The following is a 17,160-nucleotide window of genomic DNA, read 5'->3' on the forward strand; positions in this document are numbered from 1 at the left end:
CTTTTGCTTTGGATCAGAAGTACTCCGCGCCGGCCGGGCACTCCGCGCTGACCCGCCGCGCCGTGATCGACGCCGGGATGAAGGGCGTCCCGCGCGCCAGCTGCGCTCCGCCGGTGAAGCGGAAGCTCTCGGCCGCGTAGGGCCCGTTCAACCGGACCTGGACCGTGCGGCCCCGCCGGTCCCGACAGACGCCCTCGAACCGCGCGTTGCCCGACCCGACCACCCGCACCGGATAGGTGCACGACCAGCGCCGCGTCGACAGCCCGCCGAAGAATCGCTGGATTTCGCTCTGGCGGACGCAGCGCGTCTCGGTCTCGCCGACGCCCAGCACGCGGGTGCTGTACTCCCAGTAGCCGGGCTGGGGCTGCGGCGCCTCCTGGGCGGGGGCTGAGGCTGACGGCGCGGCCAGCATCAAGGCGCCGCCGGTCACGGCGGCCAGGGATGTCAGCAAGCGCGGCAGTCGTTCGGTCTTGATCATCGGTCTTCCCTCGGGGGAGGCGTCGCTCGGTGTTTGGTCTATAGATGCGGGCTTGAACGGAGGCTGAACAGAGGCGGCCGAACCATTCCGGCCGACGCTTCGGCGCTTGACGCGCGGGCGGCTTTCCCCCTATACGGCCCCCTCTCGCGCGGGATCACGTCCCGCGCGTCCCTGTTTTATGCGGTCGTGACGACAAGATCATGGCCGCGTCGCCGAAGGATCTGACGATGTCGCGTCGCTGCGAACTCACCGGGATCGGCCCGATGGTCGGCCACCACGTGAGCCACTCGAACATCAAGACCAAGCGCCGCTTCCTGCCGTCGCTGAAGTCCGTGAAGGTCACGTCGGACGCGCTGGGCCAGACGTTCAGCCTGCGCATCTCCAACGCGGCCCTGCGCACCCTGGACTTCAAGGGCGGTCTGGACGCCTTCATCGTCAAGGCCCGCGACGAGCAGCTGTCCCCCGCCGCCCAGCGCATCAAGCGCCAGGTGAAGGCCAAGCTGGCGGAACAGTCGGCGGCCTGACCCGACGACATCGAGATCGAACGAGGCCGGCGGCGACGCCGGCCTTTTTCTTTGGCGTATATGCATTTGACAAACCCAACCGTGGCAGTAGGATGAGCGCATAAGGAGATTGCGCCGTGTCCGTTCTGTCGAAGCCCTACTTTCACGATGAAGCCGAGGCCTTCCGCTTCGTGGAAAGCATCATCTGGAACGGCGAGCCGACCTGCCCGCACTGTGGTTGCTCGGGCCGCATCTACGCCATCAAGCCGAACCCGGAGAAGAAGGTCCGCATGGGCCTGAAGAAGTGCGGCGACTGCCGCAAGCAGTTCACCGTCCGCATCGGCACCATTTTCGAGGAGAGCCACCTGCCGCTGCATAAGTGGCTTCAGGCGATCTACCTCATGTGCTCGTCCAAGAAGGGCGTGAGCGCCAAGCAGCTCGAACGCACTCTGGAGGTCCAATACAAGACCGCGTGGTTCCTCGCGCACCGCATTCGCGAGGCCATGCGTTCAGGCGACCTGGGCCCGTTCGGCATGGGCGGCGGCGCTGTCGAGGTGGACGAAACCTACATCGGCCGCGAGCCCGGCAAGCCGGTCAAGCGAGCCTTCCATCACAAGATGAAGGTGCTCTCGCTCGTTGACCGCGACACCGGCCGCGTCCGTTCCGTGGTGGTGGATGACATTCGCCCGGCGACCATCGCCCCCATCGTGCTGGAGAACCTGCACCGGGAAGCCCGCCTCATGACCGACGAGGCTGGCCACTACATGCGGGTCGGCCGCGAGTTCGCCTCCCATGAGGTGGTCCACCACGGCCGGGACGAATACGTCCTGCCGGGCGGCATCCACACCAACACCATCGAGGGCTACTTCTCGATCTTCAAGCGCGGCATGAAGGGCATCTACCAGCACTGCTCGAAGAAGCACCTGCACCGCTATCTGGCGGAGTTCGACTTCCGCTACAGCAACCGCTCCGCCCTCGGCTGCGAGGATCAGGAGCGCGCCATGCGCGCGGTGATGGGGGGCGTTGGCAAGCGGCTTACTTACCGCTTGGCCTGACGGCTGGCGGGCGACAGCCCAAGGCGGGTGGGCGGCGGCGCTCGCGTTGGAGAACAAAGGCGTAGGGCTAGTCTAGCCAGCGGCCATCGCTAAGGTGCTGGCATGATGGGGCTCGCCGAAATGCTGGAGGCGGAAAAGCGGATACGTCCGCTTCCGGCATGGCGTCCTGTCGATAGTGGCGGAAGGTTTCGCTGGCGGGCGGAGATCAGCATCGGCGACGCGACTGTTGAGGGGCTGGTTTTACACGCACGAACGCTGGCAACGGAGCCGGGCCGCGATGTTTCCTTCGTGCTGGAGCACGGCCCTGCCGGGCAGTCTTCGGTGCGGATTGATCGAATAGATTGGAAACCGCTCACGCCACACGCGAACAAAGGTGTTGGGCGTCCTGAGATACGATGGGATATCTACCCGGGGAGTCATCGGCACCCGTATTACGAAAACCTTAAAGCAGACGGTGAGCTTAGGACTGGCAACTTGCCAGTGGCTGTGGACATTGAGGAATCGCTCCCAACGTTCGAAAGCCTTGTTGCGTTTGTTGCTAAAATCTATAGAATAGAAGGGCTGGAATTCCTCCAGCCGCCGCCATGGTCTGAGGATCTCTTCGGGTGATCGAAGCCCAAGATCATTCGTCGCTCAATGAGACTGCCGAGGCTGTTGCCCGGCAGATTGTTGGCGTGGAACATGGGGCTAAGCGCACGATCATCTGGACCCCGCTCGCTTATCCGAGTGGTTCGCTCGTCGGTGTGCGCCTGACGCATGACGGCAGCACCTATTCTATCACTGACATGGCCTCTGCCTATGAAGAGGCGCGCTCGGTTCGCGCCTCCAAGTCCTTCGGGCGGCACGCGTCACATGTAGCGGAGGGCGCGGGGGTCGGCTTTATCGACCGCACCTTTTTCCTTCGCGGTGTTCGGAAGGAGCAGCTAGCGGGAGCGATCGTTGCGCTCGCCAACTGCGCTCATACAGCGGCAACGCTTTCTGTCTTCAAGCAGGCTGCGCTGGACGCGCGTGAGGCTGAAGAGAAGCTTTTTGCCCGCCTGTCGCGGCTGTTCGGGAAAGTCGAGGTTCATCGGCCTGTGGTGGGCGTCTCAGGAACCGAATGGGACGTTGATGCGGTTGTCAACATCGGCGGTCAGACGGCGCTGTTCGAGGCGGTTGGTGTGTCCAAGCAATCGATCTACGCGACTGTCGCCAAGTATCACGACATTGCTCGTCTGCCGCAGGCACCGGTCAGGATCGCAGCAGTGCAAAATCGCAGGGAGCTTGGATCAATGCTGGGCGTCCTTTCACAGGCGGCGACTGTCATCGAAGAGGCTACACCTGACGAGACAGTGGTTCAGTTTGCCAAAGCCGCATGACCGACGCCCCCAAGCCCCAGGCCGACAAGTTCCGCGACCTAGCCCGCGACCTGGAGTGCGACGAACACGCCGCCGCCTTCGAGGAGAAGGTGCGGAAAGTGGTTAGGCCGGAGGGCGGCCCGAAGCGCCCGTTGGCTTCCGGGTCCTAGGGGTGCGTGCCTTCTTTGGCGGCGGCTCTCCAATGTGCTCAATCTCGCCGGACACGAGAGTGACCCCTCCTTGAAGTCGGTCAATCATCCCGACGCATGTTATCCAATCGCCCTTGTTCATGGCGGACAATTGATCTAGCCACGGCTCCCCAAACACTACCATGACGGATGGCAGGTGCGGACGCGTTTCCTCCTCAACGTGAAGCGCAAAGCTGTCCCGCTTGTGGAAGTTAATGCTTGTTACGTCGAAGACGCGACCAGAAACCCGAAGCCACTTTCCCGCGTAGGTCTTGGTCAGCGCGTCGATTTGAACGCTCGTTCGGTTCTCGGTCTTCTTTCGCAGAACCTCTGGCGTGATATCCGGGTCGAGAAATTGTCGCTCGGGAGCCTGCTCAATGAGGGCTTGAGTAGTAGCAATCATCGCCTTGGGAGCATTGCGGAACATCACCGCCAGCCCCACGAAAGACCCTAGGACTGCCGCCCAGCCCAGTCCGAGGAGGTACGGCGTGTAGATGCTGGCTGTCGAGGTCATGCCCGCCACCGCAGACGTTCCCCCGAGGCCAAGGCCCGCGAGCAATGCGCTGATGATGATTTCTCTTCGCCCCATACCGCCGTCATATCAGCGGCTCCCGGATTCGGGAGTGGGTTTGCGAAGTGCATATACGCCTTTTCTTTGCGCCGCACCGGGCTCCCGCTAGGGTTCGGCCATGCGCCTGATCCCCCTCGCCGCCGCCCTCCTTCTCGCGATGCCCGCAGCCGCCCAAGAGGCGTCCCCGGCCCCGGCGCCCAGGGTCTCGACCCCCTTCACGCTCCGGAGCGAACAGCCGCTCGCGCCCGAGCAGCAGGCCGTGGCCTTCGACTACGCCCGGCTGGCGTTCCGCGTCATGCCCGAGAGCCGGACCCTCGCCGGCGACGCGACCCTGGTCTTCACCGCCGCCGCCCCGGTCGACCGACTGTCGGTGGAGCTGGACACCGTCTTCGACATTTCGCGGGTCGAGATCGACGGTCAGGCGATCGCGCCCTCGGCCTGGCGCAACCCGGAAGGCCGGCTGACCGTCGACCTGCCCAGCCCCCTTCCGGCGGGGGGAACGGCGACCCTGCGCATCCTCTACGCCGGGGCGCCGCGCACGGCGCCCAACGCCCCCTGGGACAGCGGCTTCGTCTGGGCGACCGCGCCGAGCGGCGAGCCGTGGATCGCGACGGCGGTGCAGGGCGAGGGCTGCGACCTGTTCTGGCCCTGCATCGATCATCCGTCAGGCGAGCCTGAGCTGGTCGAGCTGCACATCACCGTGCCGACGGGGCTGGCCGCGCCCGCCAACGGCGTCCTCCTGGCCACCGAGGACCATGGCGACGGCTGGACCACCTGGCGCTGGCGGGCGCGCCGGCCGAACACCTATGCGATCGCCCTGAACATCGGCCCCTACGAGCGTGTCGCCGACACCTATGTGAGCCGGTTCGGAAACAGCTTTCCGATGGAGTTCTGGCATCTGAGGTCAGACGACCCGGCCAAGGTCGCGGCCCTGTTCGCCCAGTTCGCCCCGATGCTGGACTTCTTCGAGGCGACCGTCGGCCCCTACCCCTTCGGCGACGAGAAGATGGGCGTCGTGGAGACCCCGCACCTGGGCATGGAGCACCAGACCATCAACGCCTACGGCAACCGCTACCGCATCGACGGGCGCGGCTACGACTGGCTGCTGCATCACGAGCTGGCTCACGAGTGGTTCGGCAACCAGATGACCAATGTGTCCGGCGACGACATGTGGCTGCACGAGGGGCTGGGGACCTACATGCAGCCGCTCTACGCCCGCTGGCTCCACGGCGACCGCTATATGGAGGCGGAGCTGAAGGAGCATCGCGAGCTCCTCGCCAACCGCTTCCCGGTGGTCTCCGGCCGCGCGGACGTCAACTATTTCGACGGGGACGGGCCGGGCAACGACATCTACTACAAGGGCTCGCTGTTCGCCCACACGCTGCGGATGCTGATCGGCGATGAGGCGTTCAAGGACAGCCTGACACGGCTGATCTACGGCACGGCCGAGCCCCGGGCGGGCGAGATCGAGCCGCTGACCCGCACGACCGAGGACTACGTCCGCATCGTCAACGAGGTCACGGGGCGGGACTACGGCTGGCTGTTCCAGGGCTATCTCTACAACGCCGCCCTGCCGATCCTGCGTCAGCGCCGCGAGGGAAGGACGCTCGAGCTTGCGTGGGAGACCGGCGACGGCCGGCCCTTCCCCCTGCCGGTCGAGGTCGAGGTGGACGGCCGCGTGATCACCGTGCCGATGACCGGCGGCCGGGGCTCGCTGTCCGTGCCCGAGGGCGCGCACGTGCTCATCGATCCCGAGAACAAGGTCCTGCGCCAGTCGGACGTGGTGGACGAGCTCGTCGCCTATCAGCGCAGCGGTCGTTAGAGTTTCCTCCCCCTCTTGAGGGGGAGGAAAGCCTTCTCCCTAGGCCAGCCAGGCCATCATGCGGGTCTCCACCGGCTCGCCACGCGCCAGGCTGAACCTCGGACGGCGCTCGCCGGTGTAGAGGAAGCCCGCCTTCTCCAGCACCCGGCCCGAGGCGGGGTTGTCGGTGAAGTGGCCCGACATCAGCGCCCGGCGCCGCCAGCGCGTCTTGGCCCAGCCCAGCGCGCCCTGGAGCGCCTCGGTGGCGATGCCCCGCCCCCAGAAGTCCCGGGCGATCCAATAGCCGACCTCCGGCCACGGATCCTCGCTCTCGAAGACGCCGACCACCCCGACCGGCCCCAGCCGCTCGTGCTCGATCAGGAAGGTCCGGCCCTTCTTCGGGTCCTGGGCCGAGACGTCCACCACGAAGCGCTCGGCGTCGCGCCGGGTGAACGGGTGCGGCATCCGGCAGGTCATGCGGGCGATGTCGTAGTCGTCGGCCATGACGGCGAGGCGCGGCACGTCCTGCGGCTGCGGCGCGCGCAGCGTCAGCCGCCGGGTCTCGATGACCGGAGAGGTTTCAATGACGCACATCACTTCAACGCCCCTTTCGGCCGGCGCGCCGTCCGCGGACGGCGTGTGGCCTGATTTGGTGGCGGCGCGACGACGGAATGATCGACGGTTCGTCACATTCCGGGCCGCCAGGCCGCCGGCGCCGACCGTCCTTTGAATTCAAGGGCTCGGGTCGGCTTTCGAGGCGGGGAAACGCGAACGGGGAGCCCGGTGATCCGGACTCCCCGCGGAAAATTTCCCTTGGTCCGGATCGAGGCCTCAGCGCCTGCGACCCGGAGAGTGGAAGGGCCTTGGCGCTTACTCGGCGGCGGCGGCTTCCGGGGTCGCTTGGACGGACACGTAACAGCGGCCGCCACGCTTGGTGGTGAATTTCACCGCGCCCTGAATGAGCGCAAAGAGGGTGTGGTCGCGGCCCAGGCCGACGTTGTCGCCCGGATGGAACTGGGTGCCGCGCTGACGCACGAGGATGTTGCCGGCCAGCACGCGCTCGCCGCCGAACTTCTTCACGCCCAGGCGCTTGGATTCGGAGTCGCGGCCGTTACGCGACGAACCGCCGGATTTCTTGTGAGCCATGGGTGTGCTCCTTCAGTCCCTTACGCTGACGCGTCGTTGATCAGGCTTCGTCGCCGGCGGCGACGGTTTCGGTCTTCTTAGCGGCGGCCTTCTTCGGCGCGGCCTTCTTGGCGGCGGCCTTGGGGGCCGGAGCCGCCTCGGCTTCGACCTTGGGGGCCAGGCCGCGGGCGCGGGCGTCCATCTCGGCCTTGGTCAGCAGGCTGACCTCGCCGTCCCACTTGGCCTTCTCGCCGGCGCCTTCGATGCCGGTGATGCGCAGCACCGACTCCAGCTGGCGGTGGCCGCGCGTGCGGCGATAGCCCTGGCGGCGGATCTTCTTGAAGATCTTCACCTTGTCGCCCTTGCGGGTCTCGATCAGGGTCGCGGCGACCGCGGCGCCGTCGATCAGCGGGGCGCCGACGGTGACGCCCTTGTCGCCGCCCAGCATCAGCACTTCGCCGAACGAGACGTTCGCGCCCGCTTCGCCGTCGATCTTCTCGACCACGATCGTGTCGCCCGGTTGGACCCGGTACTGCTTGCCGCCGGTCTTGATCACCGCGTACATCTTAAAGCCTCGGCTCAACGCAAAAGAGAGACGCCCGCCGGGGGACCCCCGCGGGCGAAGAGCGGCGACATATACGGACGGGCCGCCGCGAGTCAACGCGAAAGCGCCGCGCGGGCGGCCCTTTTTAGTGAACGGAGACGGGCGCGAGCTCGTGCGCCACGGCGGCGGCGAAGGCGGACTCGCGGTCCGTCAGGACGGCCAGGCGCTCGCCGTCGGCGGAGTGGACGGCGTAGAGGGTCTGGTCGGGATCGATCTCCAGCCCCTTGGCCACCGCGACGGCGGCCGAGCCGAGGATGTCGCGCGCCAGCACCTCGCGCACATAGACCAGATCGGGGGCGCCGAGATCGGCGAGGTCTTCCTTGGTGATGATCGGCGTCATATGACCGCCTCCTTACGCTGACTGAACGCTCGACCGGGCGAGCGGTTCGACCCCGTGAGCGGGCGTCGAGGGAAACAGGCGTCCGACCGAGATCAGCCCGCCTGGATGGGAATGGTCTTCACGGCCTGGGCCGCTTCGGGTCGGGTCAGATCCACATGCAGCAGGCCATGCTCCAGCCGGGCCCCCTCCACCTCCAGCCCGTCGGCCAGCACGAAGGCCCGGGTGAAGCCGCGCGCCGCGATGCCGCGATGCAGATAGGCCTGGCCCGCGCCGTTCGTGTCCTCGCGCTTGCCCGAGATCGTCAGCTGCCGGCCCTCCAGGGTCACGGTCAGATCCGAGGGCGTGAAGCCCGCCACCGCCAGGCTGATGCGGACCTGCCGCTCGCCGAGCTGCTCGACGTTGTAGGGCGGGTACCCCTCGGCCGCCGCCTTGGCGGCGCGGTCGATCAGGGCGCGGGTGTGGTCGAAGCCCAGCAGGAACGGGCTGTCGAGGATCAGGCTACGGTTCGTCACGGCATGGGCCCTTCGGGAAGCGGCTCAAGGCGTCGGTCAGAACCCGCCGGATCGGCCGGGCTCCCGACAGGGACCAGATGGGCGCCGTCGCCACGGCCCGCAAGCACGAGAAGGGCCGCCCCGTCGCCGGGGCGGCCCTCGTCAGTCAGCCGAAGCCTGAGATCAGCCCTCGGGCGACTCCATCACGTCCGGCTCGGCCGGAGTCTCCTCCTGAGGCGGAGCCGTCGGGTCGTCCATAGCGTCGTCGACGTCCGGCTGGCCCACCGGCTCGGTCGGCAGGGTGGGCGGGACCGTCGTGTCGCCCGCCGGGGCCTCGTCGGCCGGCATCGGCGCTGAGGTCGCGGGCGGCGTGGCGGTCACGCCGGCGTCGCCCTCGGCGATCACCTCGGCGGCCCCGAACTCGGCCGCGCTCCAGGCGACCCTCACATCAGCGCCCTGCTGGGCGATGCCGTTGACGGGCACGCCGCGAATCTGGCCGTCGGCGCCCCGCACGGTCAGCTCCTGCTGGCCCTCGGCGTTGGTGCGCACGCCTTCCAGCGTGCCGAGCGTCGAACCATCCGAGCCCAGCACGTTCGAGCCGGGGTTCAGCGTCAGGGTTTGCTGGGTCTGGGCGGCGGCTTCCGCCACCGGCTCCTGGGCGGGCTCCTGGGCCGGGCTCATGGCGTCCTGGGCCAGGGCCGGGGCGGAGAAGACGAGCGCCAGGGCGGCGCCGGCGAAGAGGGTGTTGCGGGTGGTCAAGCGAGTCATGGGGAGGCTCCCTGTCATCACGAGCACAAGCGCCCGTTGCGAGGGGAACACGCGATGTTTCGCTTCGTTTCAGCCGCCCCGAAATGACCTTGCGCCCGCCGGATTCGGCCGATTCAGGCGCCGGATAAGCCCCGCGTTCGCCCGGATTCAGCCGGAAATCCTAAACGCCGCCGCATAGGTTTCGTGTTTGAACCCCGCAAGCCGGCGGTCGCCGAGATCCAGCATCGGCCGCTTGATCATCGACGGGTGGGCGAGCATCAGGGCGACCGCCTTCTCGCGATCCACGCTCGCCCTCGCCTCCTCCGGCAGCTTCTTGAAGCTGAGGCCCGCACGATTCAGGACGGTCTCCCAGCCGAGCTCCTCAACCCAGCTTTCCAGCCGCGCTCGGTCGATCCCCTGCTTCTTGTAGTCGTGAAACGTATACGCCACGCCGTTCTCCTCCAGCCAGGCGCGCGCCTTCTTCATCGTGTCGCAGTTCGGAATGCCGTAGATGACGACGGACATGGGAGCTCCTGTTCAACCCGAAGCGGTGATGGCGGCGGCGGACCGATCCATCAAGGGCGCCGCCGCTCAGGACCGGCTGAAAGCCCGCCTGCGCGGCAAGGCCGAGGTCCTCGGGTTCGACGTCTGCCGCTTCGCGTCGGCCGTGGAGCCCTGGCCCGAAGGCGGGCGGCTCGAAGCCTTCGTCGAGGCGGGGCGCCACGGCGACATGGCCTGGATGGAGACGACGCTCGAGCGCCGCAAGCACCCCACCGCGATGTGGCCCGAGGCGCGCACGGCCGTCGTGCTGGGCCTGAACTACGGCCCCGGAGATGACCCCCTGCCGCAGCTTCAGGACCGGTCGGCGGGTTATGTCTCGGTCTATGCGCGCGGCGACGACTATCACGACGTCATCAAGGGGCGGCTGAAGACCCTGGCGGGTCAAATGGCCGCCGAACTGAAGGCCGAGGTGAAGGTGTTCGTCGACACCGCGCCCCTGATGGAGAAGCCGCTGGCCCAGCGCGCGGGCGTGGGATGGCAGGGCAAGCACACCAATCTGCTCAGCCGCAGCCACGGCAACTGGCTGTTCCTGGGCGTCATCCTGACGGCGGCCGAGATCTCGCCGGACCCGCCGGAGACGGAGCATTGCGGCAGCTGCACCGCCTGTCTCGACGCCTGTCCCACGAACGCCTTTCCCGCGCCGTTCCAGCTCGACGCCCGCCGGTGCCTGTCCTACCTGACCATCGAGTTCGCCGGCGCCTGGCCCGAGGCGTTCCGCACCGCGACAGGATCGCGGATTTACGGCTGCGACGACTGTCTGGCCGTCTGTCCCTGGAACAAGTTCGCGGCCGAAACCCGAGAAGGTCGCCTGGCGGCGCGCGAGGCGCTGGCGTCGCCGCGCCTGGCCGACCTGCTGGCGCTCGACGACGCCGCCTTCCGCGCCCTGTTCGCCCGGAGCCCGGTCAAGCGGATCGGTCGCGACCGCTTCGTGCGCAACGTGCTCTACGCCGCCGGCAACTCGAACGACGACAGCCTGATCGCGCCCGTCGCCCGGCTCACCGACGACCCGGATCCGGTCGTGGCCGACGCGGCGCGCTGGGCGCTGGGCCGTCTCTCGGCCTGATCAGACGTTGGCGCTGGCGCCGCGCGGGGCGGCGTCGCCGGGGATCGGCGCGACGTCCAGCAGCTTGACCCGGAAGACCAGCACGCTGTTCGGCGGGATCATGCCGCCCGCCCCGCGCTCGCCGTAACCCAGCTCGGGCGGGATGTAGAGAATCCACTCGTCGCCGACGCTCATCCGGCGAAGGCCCTCGGTCCAGCCGGGCACCACCTGATCCAGATGGAACACCGCGGGCGCGCCGCGCTCGAACGAGCTGTCGAACACCCGCCCGTCGATCAGCGTGCCTTCGTAATCGACGCGGACCAGATCGTTGCCGTCCGGCTGCGCGCCGCCCTCCGGCCCGGACTGCACCACCTTGTACTGCACCCCGGACGGCAGGGTCTCGACGCCGTCCGCCCGGGCGTTGGACTCCATGAAGAAGGCGGCGGCCTCGGCGCGCGCCTCCAGCGACGGGCCCTCCTCGCCGCCCCGGCCGCAGGCGGCCAGCGCCAACATCGCCGCCAGAACGGCCGCCCTACCCCATCCGAAGCGCATAGCCCTTGTCCTTCAACGCCTGCCCGATCTCGTCGGCGTGGGCGCTATCGCGCGTTTCGACCATGATGTCGAACTCCGCGCCCTTGGCCGGCACGTCCAGCGCCAGACGGTTGTGCACCACGTCGATGATGTTGCCGCCCAGCCCCCCGATCACCGCCGCCATGGCCGACAGCATGCCGGGACGATCGTCGCCCAGGATGCGGAACACGATCAGGCGCCGCTCGCGCACCATCTCCCGGTTCAGGACGACCGCCAGCATGCGCGCGTCGATGTTGCCGCCGCACAGAACGATGCCGACCTTTCGGCCCCTGAAGCGGTCCGGATAGGCCAAGAGCGCCGCCAGTCCGCCGGCGCCCGCGCCCTCGGCCACCGTCTTCTCCAGGGTGGCGAAGAAGGCGACGCCCTTCTCGAAGTCCTCCTCCCGGCAGACCAGCACCTCCTCGATCAGCGGGTCGGCGAGGGCGAAGGGGATTTCGCCCACGGCCTTGATGGCGATGCCCTCGGCGATGGTCTGGCCGCCGCACACGGGGGCTCGCCCCTCCCGCCGGGCGGTGAACGACGGATACATCGCCGCCTCCACCCCGAACACGCGAAGCTCCGGCTTGATCGCCTTGGCGGCGATCGCAGAGCCGGCGATCAGCCCGCCGCCGCCGATCGGCACGATCAGGTCCTGGATCTCCGGCGCGTCCTCCAGCACCTCCAGTCCGCACACGCCCTGTCCGGCCACGATCCCCTCGTCATCGAAGGCCGAGACGAAGACATGGCCCTTCTCCTCCTCCAGCCGCTTCGCGTGGGCCGTGGAGCCGGAAAAGTCGTCGCCCTCGATCACCACGGTCGCCCCATGGGCGCGGGTGCCGTCGATCTTCACGAAGGGGGTGCCGTGCGGCATGACGATGGTCACCGGCACGCCCAGCCGTCCCCCGTGATAGGCCAGCGCCTGGGCGTGGTTGCCCGCCGAGGCCGCCACCACGCCGCGACGCCGCTCATCCTCGTTCAGCAGCAGCAACCGGTTCAGCGCGCCGCGCTCCTTGAACGAGCCGGTGAAATGCAGGTTGTCGAACTTCACCCAGACCTCGGCGCCGGTCAGCTGCGACAGCCGCCGCGAGTGGCGGGTGGGGGTCCGGTCCACCTGTCCGGCGATGCGGGCCCGCGCCGCCTGGATGTCCGCGAAGGTGACCGTCATGAAACTCCCCTATCGGTCTTGGCGCCGATCGTCGAAGCCCTTCTAGGCCGTCCCGGACAAGGCGCAACCTTGACCGCAGCCGAGGCGTTAGGCGTCATGTCATGACGACGGTCCGACGGGGCCGTCCCGCAGTCGGGGATCACCATGCGTCGCCTCCACGCCGTCCTTTTCGCCACCGGTCTGGCCGCCCTGGGCGCCTGCGCGCCCACGACCGGCGCCCTGCCCGGCCCCGCCCCCGCCGCCCGCGCCGCCTTCAACGTCGAGGATTTCGCCTGGTCCGCGGGCCAGGGTTCCGCCGCGATCGAGGGCCGCGTGGCGTTCCGACAGAACGGACGGGTCTACGACTGCACCGGCTCGGTCGGCCTGACCCCCGACACCCCTTACACCCGCGCGCGCTTCCAGACGCTGTACGGTTCGACCGAGCGCGCCGCCCTGCCCGAGTCGGTCGTGCGGGCCCGAACGGTGCCCGACCCGAACGCGGACTATCGCCGCTACGTGCGCTCGGCGACCTGCGACGGGGGCCAGTTCCGGATCGAAGGCCTGCCGAACGGCAGCTGGTTCGTCATCGTGCCGGTGTCCGCGGCCGGTTCCGAAGACCGCGTGGTGCTGATGCGACGGGTCCAGACGGTGGGCGGCCGAACCGCCCAGGTCACGCTCTAACGGTCCGCGCCGCGGCGACGGACGTGCTCAAGGAGGTATCGATGTCCAGGAGTGTGTTCGTTCTCGCGGCCGCGGCCGCGCTCGCCGTCGCCCTGCCCGCCTCGGCTCAGCACCGGACCTATACGTCCGGCGGATGGATCAGCCAGTACGACCGTCCCGGCGATTACCGCTGCGACGCCTACTGGGACGCCGCCGATCGCGACTGTCACGCTGGCTGGCGCGACCAGCGCCGCCACACGAGCCATGGCCAGGCCCATGGCGGAGGGTACAATCCCGGCTACGGCTACGGCTACGGCTACGGCTACGGCTACGGCCATGGTCGCGCCTACCGCCATGGTCACGGCTACACCTACCGTCAGGACTGGCGCGACGGCCCGACGGTCTATCAGGGCGCCTACGGCCGGCCCGACCTCGTCTATCCGGGCGGCGGGGGCCATCACGGCTATGCGTCCGGCCGCGACCCGCGTCGCATCGACTGGTGCCGCGCCAACTATCGCTCCTACGATCCGGCCAGCGGCTATTACCGGGGTTACAGCGGTCGCCTGATCTACTGCGGGTGAAAGCGCGCGGCCGAACGCGGATCGCCATCGTTTGGCCATCGGACCTGTGATCCTCGACGGCGTCGCCGCCCCCGCCGGAGGCGGCGCGTCACGTTCGCGAGCGTCCCATGTCCCAGCACAACATCGTCGGCTCCGAGGCCTTCCAGCGAGCCCCCTATGTCCTGATCCGCGGCGTCCGCCCCTCCGGCCGGCGCCGTCAGCGCGCCCGCCGGTTGCTCGTCGGCGTCGTGGCCCTGGCGATCAGCACCGCCGTGGGGGGCGCCGCCGCGGCCCTGATGCTCGCCGGGGTGATCTGACCCGCTGGACCGTCGTCGGTTCAGTTCGACGCACCATTCCACATGAGCCGATCAGGCTCTACGGCTCCAGCTCGATGTCCCAGTAGAGATAGTCGAGCCAGCTCTGGTGCAGGTAGTTCGGCGGGAAGCGCCGGCCCAGATCCTGCAGCTGATAGGCGTTGGGCCGCACGGGCCGCCGGCGGATCGGCATGCCGGCCTGCTCGGGCGTACGGCCGCCTTTCCTTAGATTGCAGGGCGAACAGGCCGCGACGATGTTCTCCCAGGTCGTGCGGCCGCCGCGCGAGCGGGGCACCACATGGTCGAAGGTCAGCTCGCTGTGGGCCCCGCAGTACTGGCAGCGGAAACCGTCGCGCAGAAAAACGTTGAAGCGCGTGAAGGCCGGCGATCGATCCTGGTCCACATAGCTCTTGAGCGACACGACGCTCGGCAGCCGAAACTCCATGGAGGGGCTGCGGACCACCTTGTCGTAGGTGGAGACCACGTCCACGCGATCCTGCCACACGGCCTTGACGACCTCCTGCCAAGGCCAGATCGACAGGGGATAGTACGACAACGGACGAAAGTCGGCGTTCAGGACCAAAGCGGGCCAGCCGGACGGAGGATTGCTCAGGACCTGCATCAGGCCCCTCCGCGCGCGCCGAGGAACAGGTTCAAGGCGACAGGACTGAAGGCGAGGCTCCTTCCGTGTCTCTAGCCCTTCTCTAACCGGGATTCGGTGACGAGGCCATGACGTCGGGCGCCTGAACCTTCAGGCGCGGCGCCCTCCCCCGATCGCCGCGCCGAGCGGCTGGCGTGGGTCAGGCGAAGGTCGGCTGGAGGCCGGCCGGCCAGCTGCGGTAGCACTCGCAGGCGGCGCGCTCGAGGGCTCCGCGATCCATGATGCGCACCCGCCCGCGGGAATAGGATATGGCCCCGACCCTTTGCAGCTGCTGCGCCGCTTCGTTCACGGTGGTGCGCTGCGACCCCAGCATGGAGGCGAGGTACTCCTGCGTGAGGTTGAGGTCGTCGCCGTCCAGCCGATCGTGGCACCGCAACAGCCACTTGGCGAACCGCTGATCGGAGCGGTGCAGGGCGTTGCACGCCGATGACTGCTCCAGCTCCTGCTTGAGCCGCGCGGCGTATTCGGTCAGCACGCGGCGAAGTTCCGGCCGCTCCTCGGTCAGCGCACGCAGCCTTCCGGTCTCGATCCGGCGAGCGGCGCCGTCCGACTGCGCCACCAGCCGTGAGTAGGCCGGAATATCGACCGCGAAGGCGCAGATGCCGGTCATGCCCTCCGAGCCGACCATATAGGTCTCGACCGTGCGTCCATCCTGCATGATGGCCACCGCCGACACGATCCCCGCCTCGACGAAATGCACGTGATCCAGCCGATCGCCCGGTTCGGCGAAGACCTGGGACAGGCTGAACTCGACCGGAGACGCCGCTGTCAGGAGGATTGCCCGGTCCTCCGGCGGGAGGGCGAGGATCAGGCGGTTACGCTCGGGAATCTTCAGCATCGGTCGCGTCTAGGGGAAGCCGCGAACCGGCGTCCGCCGAAAATCGACAAAGCCTGCCTGAACGCGGCTCGGACCCGCCCTTCCGTTCACAACCGGGCCTGAGGGTCCCGGGTTCCCTACAGCTTGATCGGGTCAAGCGAAATCGCTTCGCGACTCCGCTTGAGGTGTGAATCAGGCTGCCGCTTGAACCTGGACCGAAATCTGAGCCCGGTTGGACGTGCGTCCAACTGAACCGATTTCGGTCTAGGGCGTGGCGCGGCCCTTCTCGAAACCCGTCCAGACATCGTCATAGTCCAGCTGCATCTGCGGGGTCTGGAGCGCCCAGGCCGTCGGGCGGATCACCCAGCGGGTCTCGAACATGAAGGCCAGGGTGTTCTCGATCTTGTGCGGCTTGAGCTCCGCCTGGACCGCCTTGTCATAGGAGGCCTGGTCGGGACCATGCCCGCTCATGCAGTTGTGCAGGGAGGCGCCGCCGGGGGCGAACCCGCCCTCCTTGGCGTCATAGGCGCCGTGGACCAGGCCCATGAACTCGCTCATGACGTTGCGGTGGAACCACGGCGGGCGGAAGGTGTCCTCGGCCACCATCCAGCGCGGCGGGAAGATGACGAAGTCGCAATTGGCCGTTCCCGGCGTATCCGACGGGCTGGTCAGCACCGTGAAGATCGACGGATCGGGGTGGTCGTAGCTGACCGTGTTGATGGTGTTGAACCGCGCCAGGTCGTAGCGGTACGGCGCATGGTTGCCGTGCCAGGCGACCACGTCGAGCGGGCTGTGGTCGAAGGTGGTGGCGTAGAGCCGCCCCTGGAACTTCTGGATCACCTGGGTGGGGCGGTCGACGTCCTCGAACCAGGCCACGGGCGTCTCGAAATCCCGGGGATTGGCCAGGCCGTTAGCGCCGATGGGCCCCAGGTCGGGCAGCCGGAACGGCGCGCCGTAGTTCTCGCAGACGTAGCCCCGGACGGGCCCGTCCACCTCGACGCGGAAGCGCACCCCGCGCGGGATCACCGCCACATGACCGGGCGGCGCCTCCAGGACGCCCAGCTCGGTCCTCAGCGTCAGTACGCCCTCCTGCGGCACGATCAGCAGCTCGCCGTCGGCGCAGTAGAACAGACGGTCCGTCATCGAGCGGTTGGCGGCGTACAGGTGGATGCCCACTCCGGCTTGCGTCGCGGCGTCCCCGCATCCGCCGTAGGTGACCAGCCCCTCGACCCAGTCGGTCGGCGCGCCGGGCGTCGGCAGGGGGTCCCAGCGCAGGCGATTGGGGGTCGGCGGCGCCTCCTCGAACGGGCCGGACCGAACCCGGCCCTGATCGAACGGCGTATACGGAGGATGCTGGGCGCTCGGGCGCAGGCGATACAGCCAGCTGCGCCGGTTCTCGCTCCTGGGGGCCGTGAAGGCCGTGCCGGACAGCTGCTCGGCGTAAAGGCCCAGCGGATGCCGCTGGGGCGAGTTGCGGCCGACCGGCAGGGCGCCCTCGACCGCCTCGGTCTGAACATGGGCGCCGAAGCCGGTCAGATAGGCGGGCGCGTTGGATCGCGTCGTCATGGGGTGTCCTCTCCTGCCCGGTTAT

General features: G+C 68.2%; 23 protein-coding genes. 9 read left to right on the top strand and 14 right to left on the bottom strand.

Features of this window, described 5'->3' with window-relative positions; all coding sequences use genetic code 11:
- Nucleotides 1-13: 13 nt before the first annotated feature.
- Nucleotides 14-478, bottom strand: coding sequence for a DUF3617 domain-containing protein (locus ACFFGE_RS06695; RefSeq protein ID WP_376835474.1), 465 nt, complete (start codon nt 476-478; stop codon nt 14-16).
- Nucleotides 479-705: 227 nt separating this feature from the next.
- Here ACFFGE_RS06695 and rpmB point away from each other — a divergent pair, with 227 nt between their 5' ends.
- The 4 genes from rpmB (at nt 706) to ACFFGE_RS06715 (ending at nt 3,394) form a co-directional block, all read left to right on the top strand.
- Nucleotides 706-1,002 carry a 50S ribosomal protein L28 gene (rpmB, locus tag ACFFGE_RS06700; protein WP_376835591.1) on the top strand — a complete coding sequence of 99 codons (297 nt, stop codon included), beginning with the start codon at nt 706-708 and terminating at the stop codon, nt 1,000-1,002.
- 116 nt (nt 1,003-1,118) lie between these two features.
- Nucleotides 1,119-2,036 carry an IS1595 family transposase gene (locus ACFFGE_RS06705; protein WP_376835475.1) on the top strand — a complete coding sequence of 306 codons (918 nt, stop codon included), beginning with the start codon at nt 1,119-1,121 and terminating at the stop codon, nt 2,034-2,036.
- A 102-nt stretch (nt 2,037-2,138) separates the two neighbouring features.
- A complete protein-coding gene (locus ACFFGE_RS06710; RefSeq protein ID WP_376835476.1) occupies nt 2,139-2,645 on the top strand; it encodes a hypothetical protein in 507 nt (168 codons plus the stop codon).
- Nucleotides 2,642-3,394 (top strand): hypothetical protein, encoded by a 753-nt coding sequence (locus ACFFGE_RS06715; RefSeq protein WP_376835477.1) that lies wholly within the window; start codon nt 2,642-2,644, stop codon nt 3,392-3,394. Before ACFFGE_RS06710 ends, ACFFGE_RS06715 begins: the two co-directional genes overlap by 4 nt.
- Nucleotides 3,395-3,496: 102 nt before the next feature.
- Here the strand turns inward: ACFFGE_RS06715 and ACFFGE_RS06720 are convergent, their stop codons facing one another.
- Nucleotides 3,497-4,150, bottom strand: coding sequence for a hypothetical protein (locus ACFFGE_RS06720; RefSeq protein ID WP_376835478.1), 654 nt, complete (start codon nt 4,148-4,150; stop codon nt 3,497-3,499).
- A gap of 100 nt (nt 4,151-4,250) precedes the next feature.
- On the opposite strand from ACFFGE_RS06720, the gene ACFFGE_RS06725 reads away from it, so the two are divergent.
- Nucleotides 4,251-5,954, top strand: a complete 1,704-nt coding sequence (locus tag ACFFGE_RS06725; RefSeq protein ID WP_376835479.1) for a M1 family metallopeptidase — start codon at nt 4,251-4,253, stop codon at nt 5,952-5,954.
- Between the two features lie 39 nt (nt 5,955-5,993).
- Here ACFFGE_RS06725 and ACFFGE_RS06730 read toward each other — a convergent pair whose 3' ends face one another.
- From ACFFGE_RS06730 to ACFFGE_RS06760, 7 genes are all read right to left on the bottom strand, one after another.
- Nucleotides 5,994-6,527, bottom strand: coding sequence for a GNAT family N-acetyltransferase (locus tag ACFFGE_RS06730; RefSeq protein WP_376835480.1), 534 nt, complete (start codon nt 6,525-6,527; stop codon nt 5,994-5,996).
- A gap of 276 nt (nt 6,528-6,803) precedes the next feature.
- Nucleotides 6,804-7,079: a 50S ribosomal protein L27 gene (gene rpmA, locus ACFFGE_RS06735; protein ID WP_376835481.1), complete on the bottom strand. Its 276-nt coding sequence runs from the start codon at nt 7,077-7,079 to the stop codon at nt 6,804-6,806.
- Between the two features lie 40 nt (nt 7,080-7,119).
- The gene (gene rplU / locus ACFFGE_RS06740; RefSeq protein WP_376835482.1) at nt 7,120-7,623 is read right to left on the bottom strand and encodes a 50S ribosomal protein L21; all 504 of its coding nucleotides are present in this window, start codon (nt 7,621-7,623) and stop codon (nt 7,120-7,122) included.
- A 124-nt stretch (nt 7,624-7,747) separates the two neighbouring features.
- Nucleotides 7,748-8,002, bottom strand: coding sequence for a DUF1150 family protein (locus tag ACFFGE_RS06745; protein ID WP_376835483.1), 255 nt, complete (start codon nt 8,000-8,002; stop codon nt 7,748-7,750).
- 92 nt (nt 8,003-8,094) lie between these two features.
- Nucleotides 8,095-8,514 (bottom strand): Hsp20 family protein, encoded by a 420-nt coding sequence (locus ACFFGE_RS06750; protein WP_376835484.1) that lies wholly within the window; start codon nt 8,512-8,514, stop codon nt 8,095-8,097.
- Nucleotides 8,515-8,676: 162 nt separating this feature from the next.
- Nucleotides 8,677-9,261, bottom strand: a complete 585-nt coding sequence (locus tag ACFFGE_RS06755) for a hypothetical protein (protein ID WP_376835485.1) — start codon at nt 9,259-9,261, stop codon at nt 8,677-8,679.
- 147 nt (nt 9,262-9,408) lie between these two features.
- A complete protein-coding gene (locus ACFFGE_RS06760; RefSeq protein WP_376835486.1) occupies nt 9,409-9,765 on the bottom strand; it encodes an ArsC family reductase in 357 nt (118 codons plus the stop codon).
- A 28-nt stretch (nt 9,766-9,793) separates the two neighbouring features.
- On the opposite strand from ACFFGE_RS06760, the gene queG reads away from it, so the two are divergent.
- Nucleotides 9,794-10,864 carry a tRNA epoxyqueuosine(34) reductase QueG gene (gene queG / locus ACFFGE_RS06765; RefSeq protein ID WP_376835593.1) on the top strand — a complete coding sequence of 357 codons (1,071 nt, stop codon included), beginning with the start codon at nt 9,794-9,796 and terminating at the stop codon, nt 10,862-10,864.
- Here queG and bamJ read toward each other — a convergent pair whose 3' ends face one another.
- Together bamJ and ACFFGE_RS06775 are read right to left on the bottom strand one after the other, a co-directional pair.
- Nucleotides 10,865-11,395: a BamJ family beta-barrel-assembly machinery protein gene (gene bamJ, locus ACFFGE_RS06770; RefSeq protein ID WP_376835487.1), complete on the bottom strand. Its 531-nt coding sequence runs from the start codon at nt 11,393-11,395 to the stop codon at nt 10,865-10,867. It lies immediately after the preceding gene.
- Nucleotides 11,376-12,578, bottom strand: coding sequence for a threonine ammonia-lyase (locus tag ACFFGE_RS06775; RefSeq protein WP_376835489.1), 1,203 nt, complete (start codon nt 12,576-12,578; stop codon nt 11,376-11,378). Before ACFFGE_RS06775 ends, bamJ begins: the two co-directional genes overlap by 20 nt.
- 144 nt (nt 12,579-12,722) lie before the next feature.
- Here ACFFGE_RS06775 and ACFFGE_RS06780 point away from each other — a divergent pair, with 144 nt between their 5' ends.
- From ACFFGE_RS06780 to ACFFGE_RS06790, 3 genes are all read left to right on the top strand, one after another.
- Complete coding sequence (locus tag ACFFGE_RS06780) at nt 12,723-13,238, top strand: hypothetical protein (RefSeq protein ID WP_376835490.1); 516 nt, start codon at nt 12,723-12,725, stop codon at nt 13,236-13,238.
- A 41-nt stretch (nt 13,239-13,279) separates the two neighbouring features.
- On the top strand, nt 13,280-13,798 hold the full coding sequence (locus tag ACFFGE_RS06785; protein ID WP_376835491.1) for a BA14K family protein: 519 nt from the start codon (nt 13,280-13,282) through the stop codon (nt 13,796-13,798).
- Nucleotides 13,799-13,905: 107 nt separating this feature from the next.
- The gene (locus tag ACFFGE_RS06790; RefSeq protein WP_376835493.1) at nt 13,906-14,094 is read left to right on the top strand and encodes a hypothetical protein; all 189 of its coding nucleotides are present in this window, start codon (nt 13,906-13,908) and stop codon (nt 14,092-14,094) included.
- Nucleotides 14,095-14,152: 58 nt separating this feature from the next.
- Here ACFFGE_RS06790 and ACFFGE_RS06795 read toward each other — a convergent pair whose 3' ends face one another.
- The 3 genes from ACFFGE_RS06795 to hmgA all read right to left on the bottom strand — a co-directional run bounded on the left by ACFFGE_RS06795 (nt 14,153) and on the right by hmgA (nt 17,135).
- The gene (locus ACFFGE_RS06795; RefSeq protein WP_376835495.1) at nt 14,153-14,713 is read right to left on the bottom strand and encodes an HNH endonuclease; all 561 of its coding nucleotides are present in this window, start codon (nt 14,711-14,713) and stop codon (nt 14,153-14,155) included.
- 178 nt (nt 14,714-14,891) lie between these two features.
- On the bottom strand, nt 14,892-15,590 hold the full coding sequence (locus tag ACFFGE_RS06800; RefSeq protein WP_376835497.1) for a Crp/Fnr family transcriptional regulator: 699 nt from the start codon (nt 15,588-15,590) through the stop codon (nt 14,892-14,894).
- A gap of 243 nt (nt 15,591-15,833) precedes the next feature.
- Nucleotides 15,834-17,135, bottom strand: a complete 1,302-nt coding sequence (gene hmgA / locus ACFFGE_RS06805; protein ID WP_376835498.1) for a homogentisate 1,2-dioxygenase — start codon at nt 17,133-17,135, stop codon at nt 15,834-15,836.
- Nucleotides 17,136-17,160 lie beyond the last annotated feature (25 nt).

This window comes from Brevundimonas balnearis (genome assembly GCF_042434805.1).
Taxonomy (GTDB): Bacteria; Pseudomonadota; Alphaproteobacteria; order Caulobacterales; family Caulobacteraceae; genus Brevundimonas; species Brevundimonas balnearis.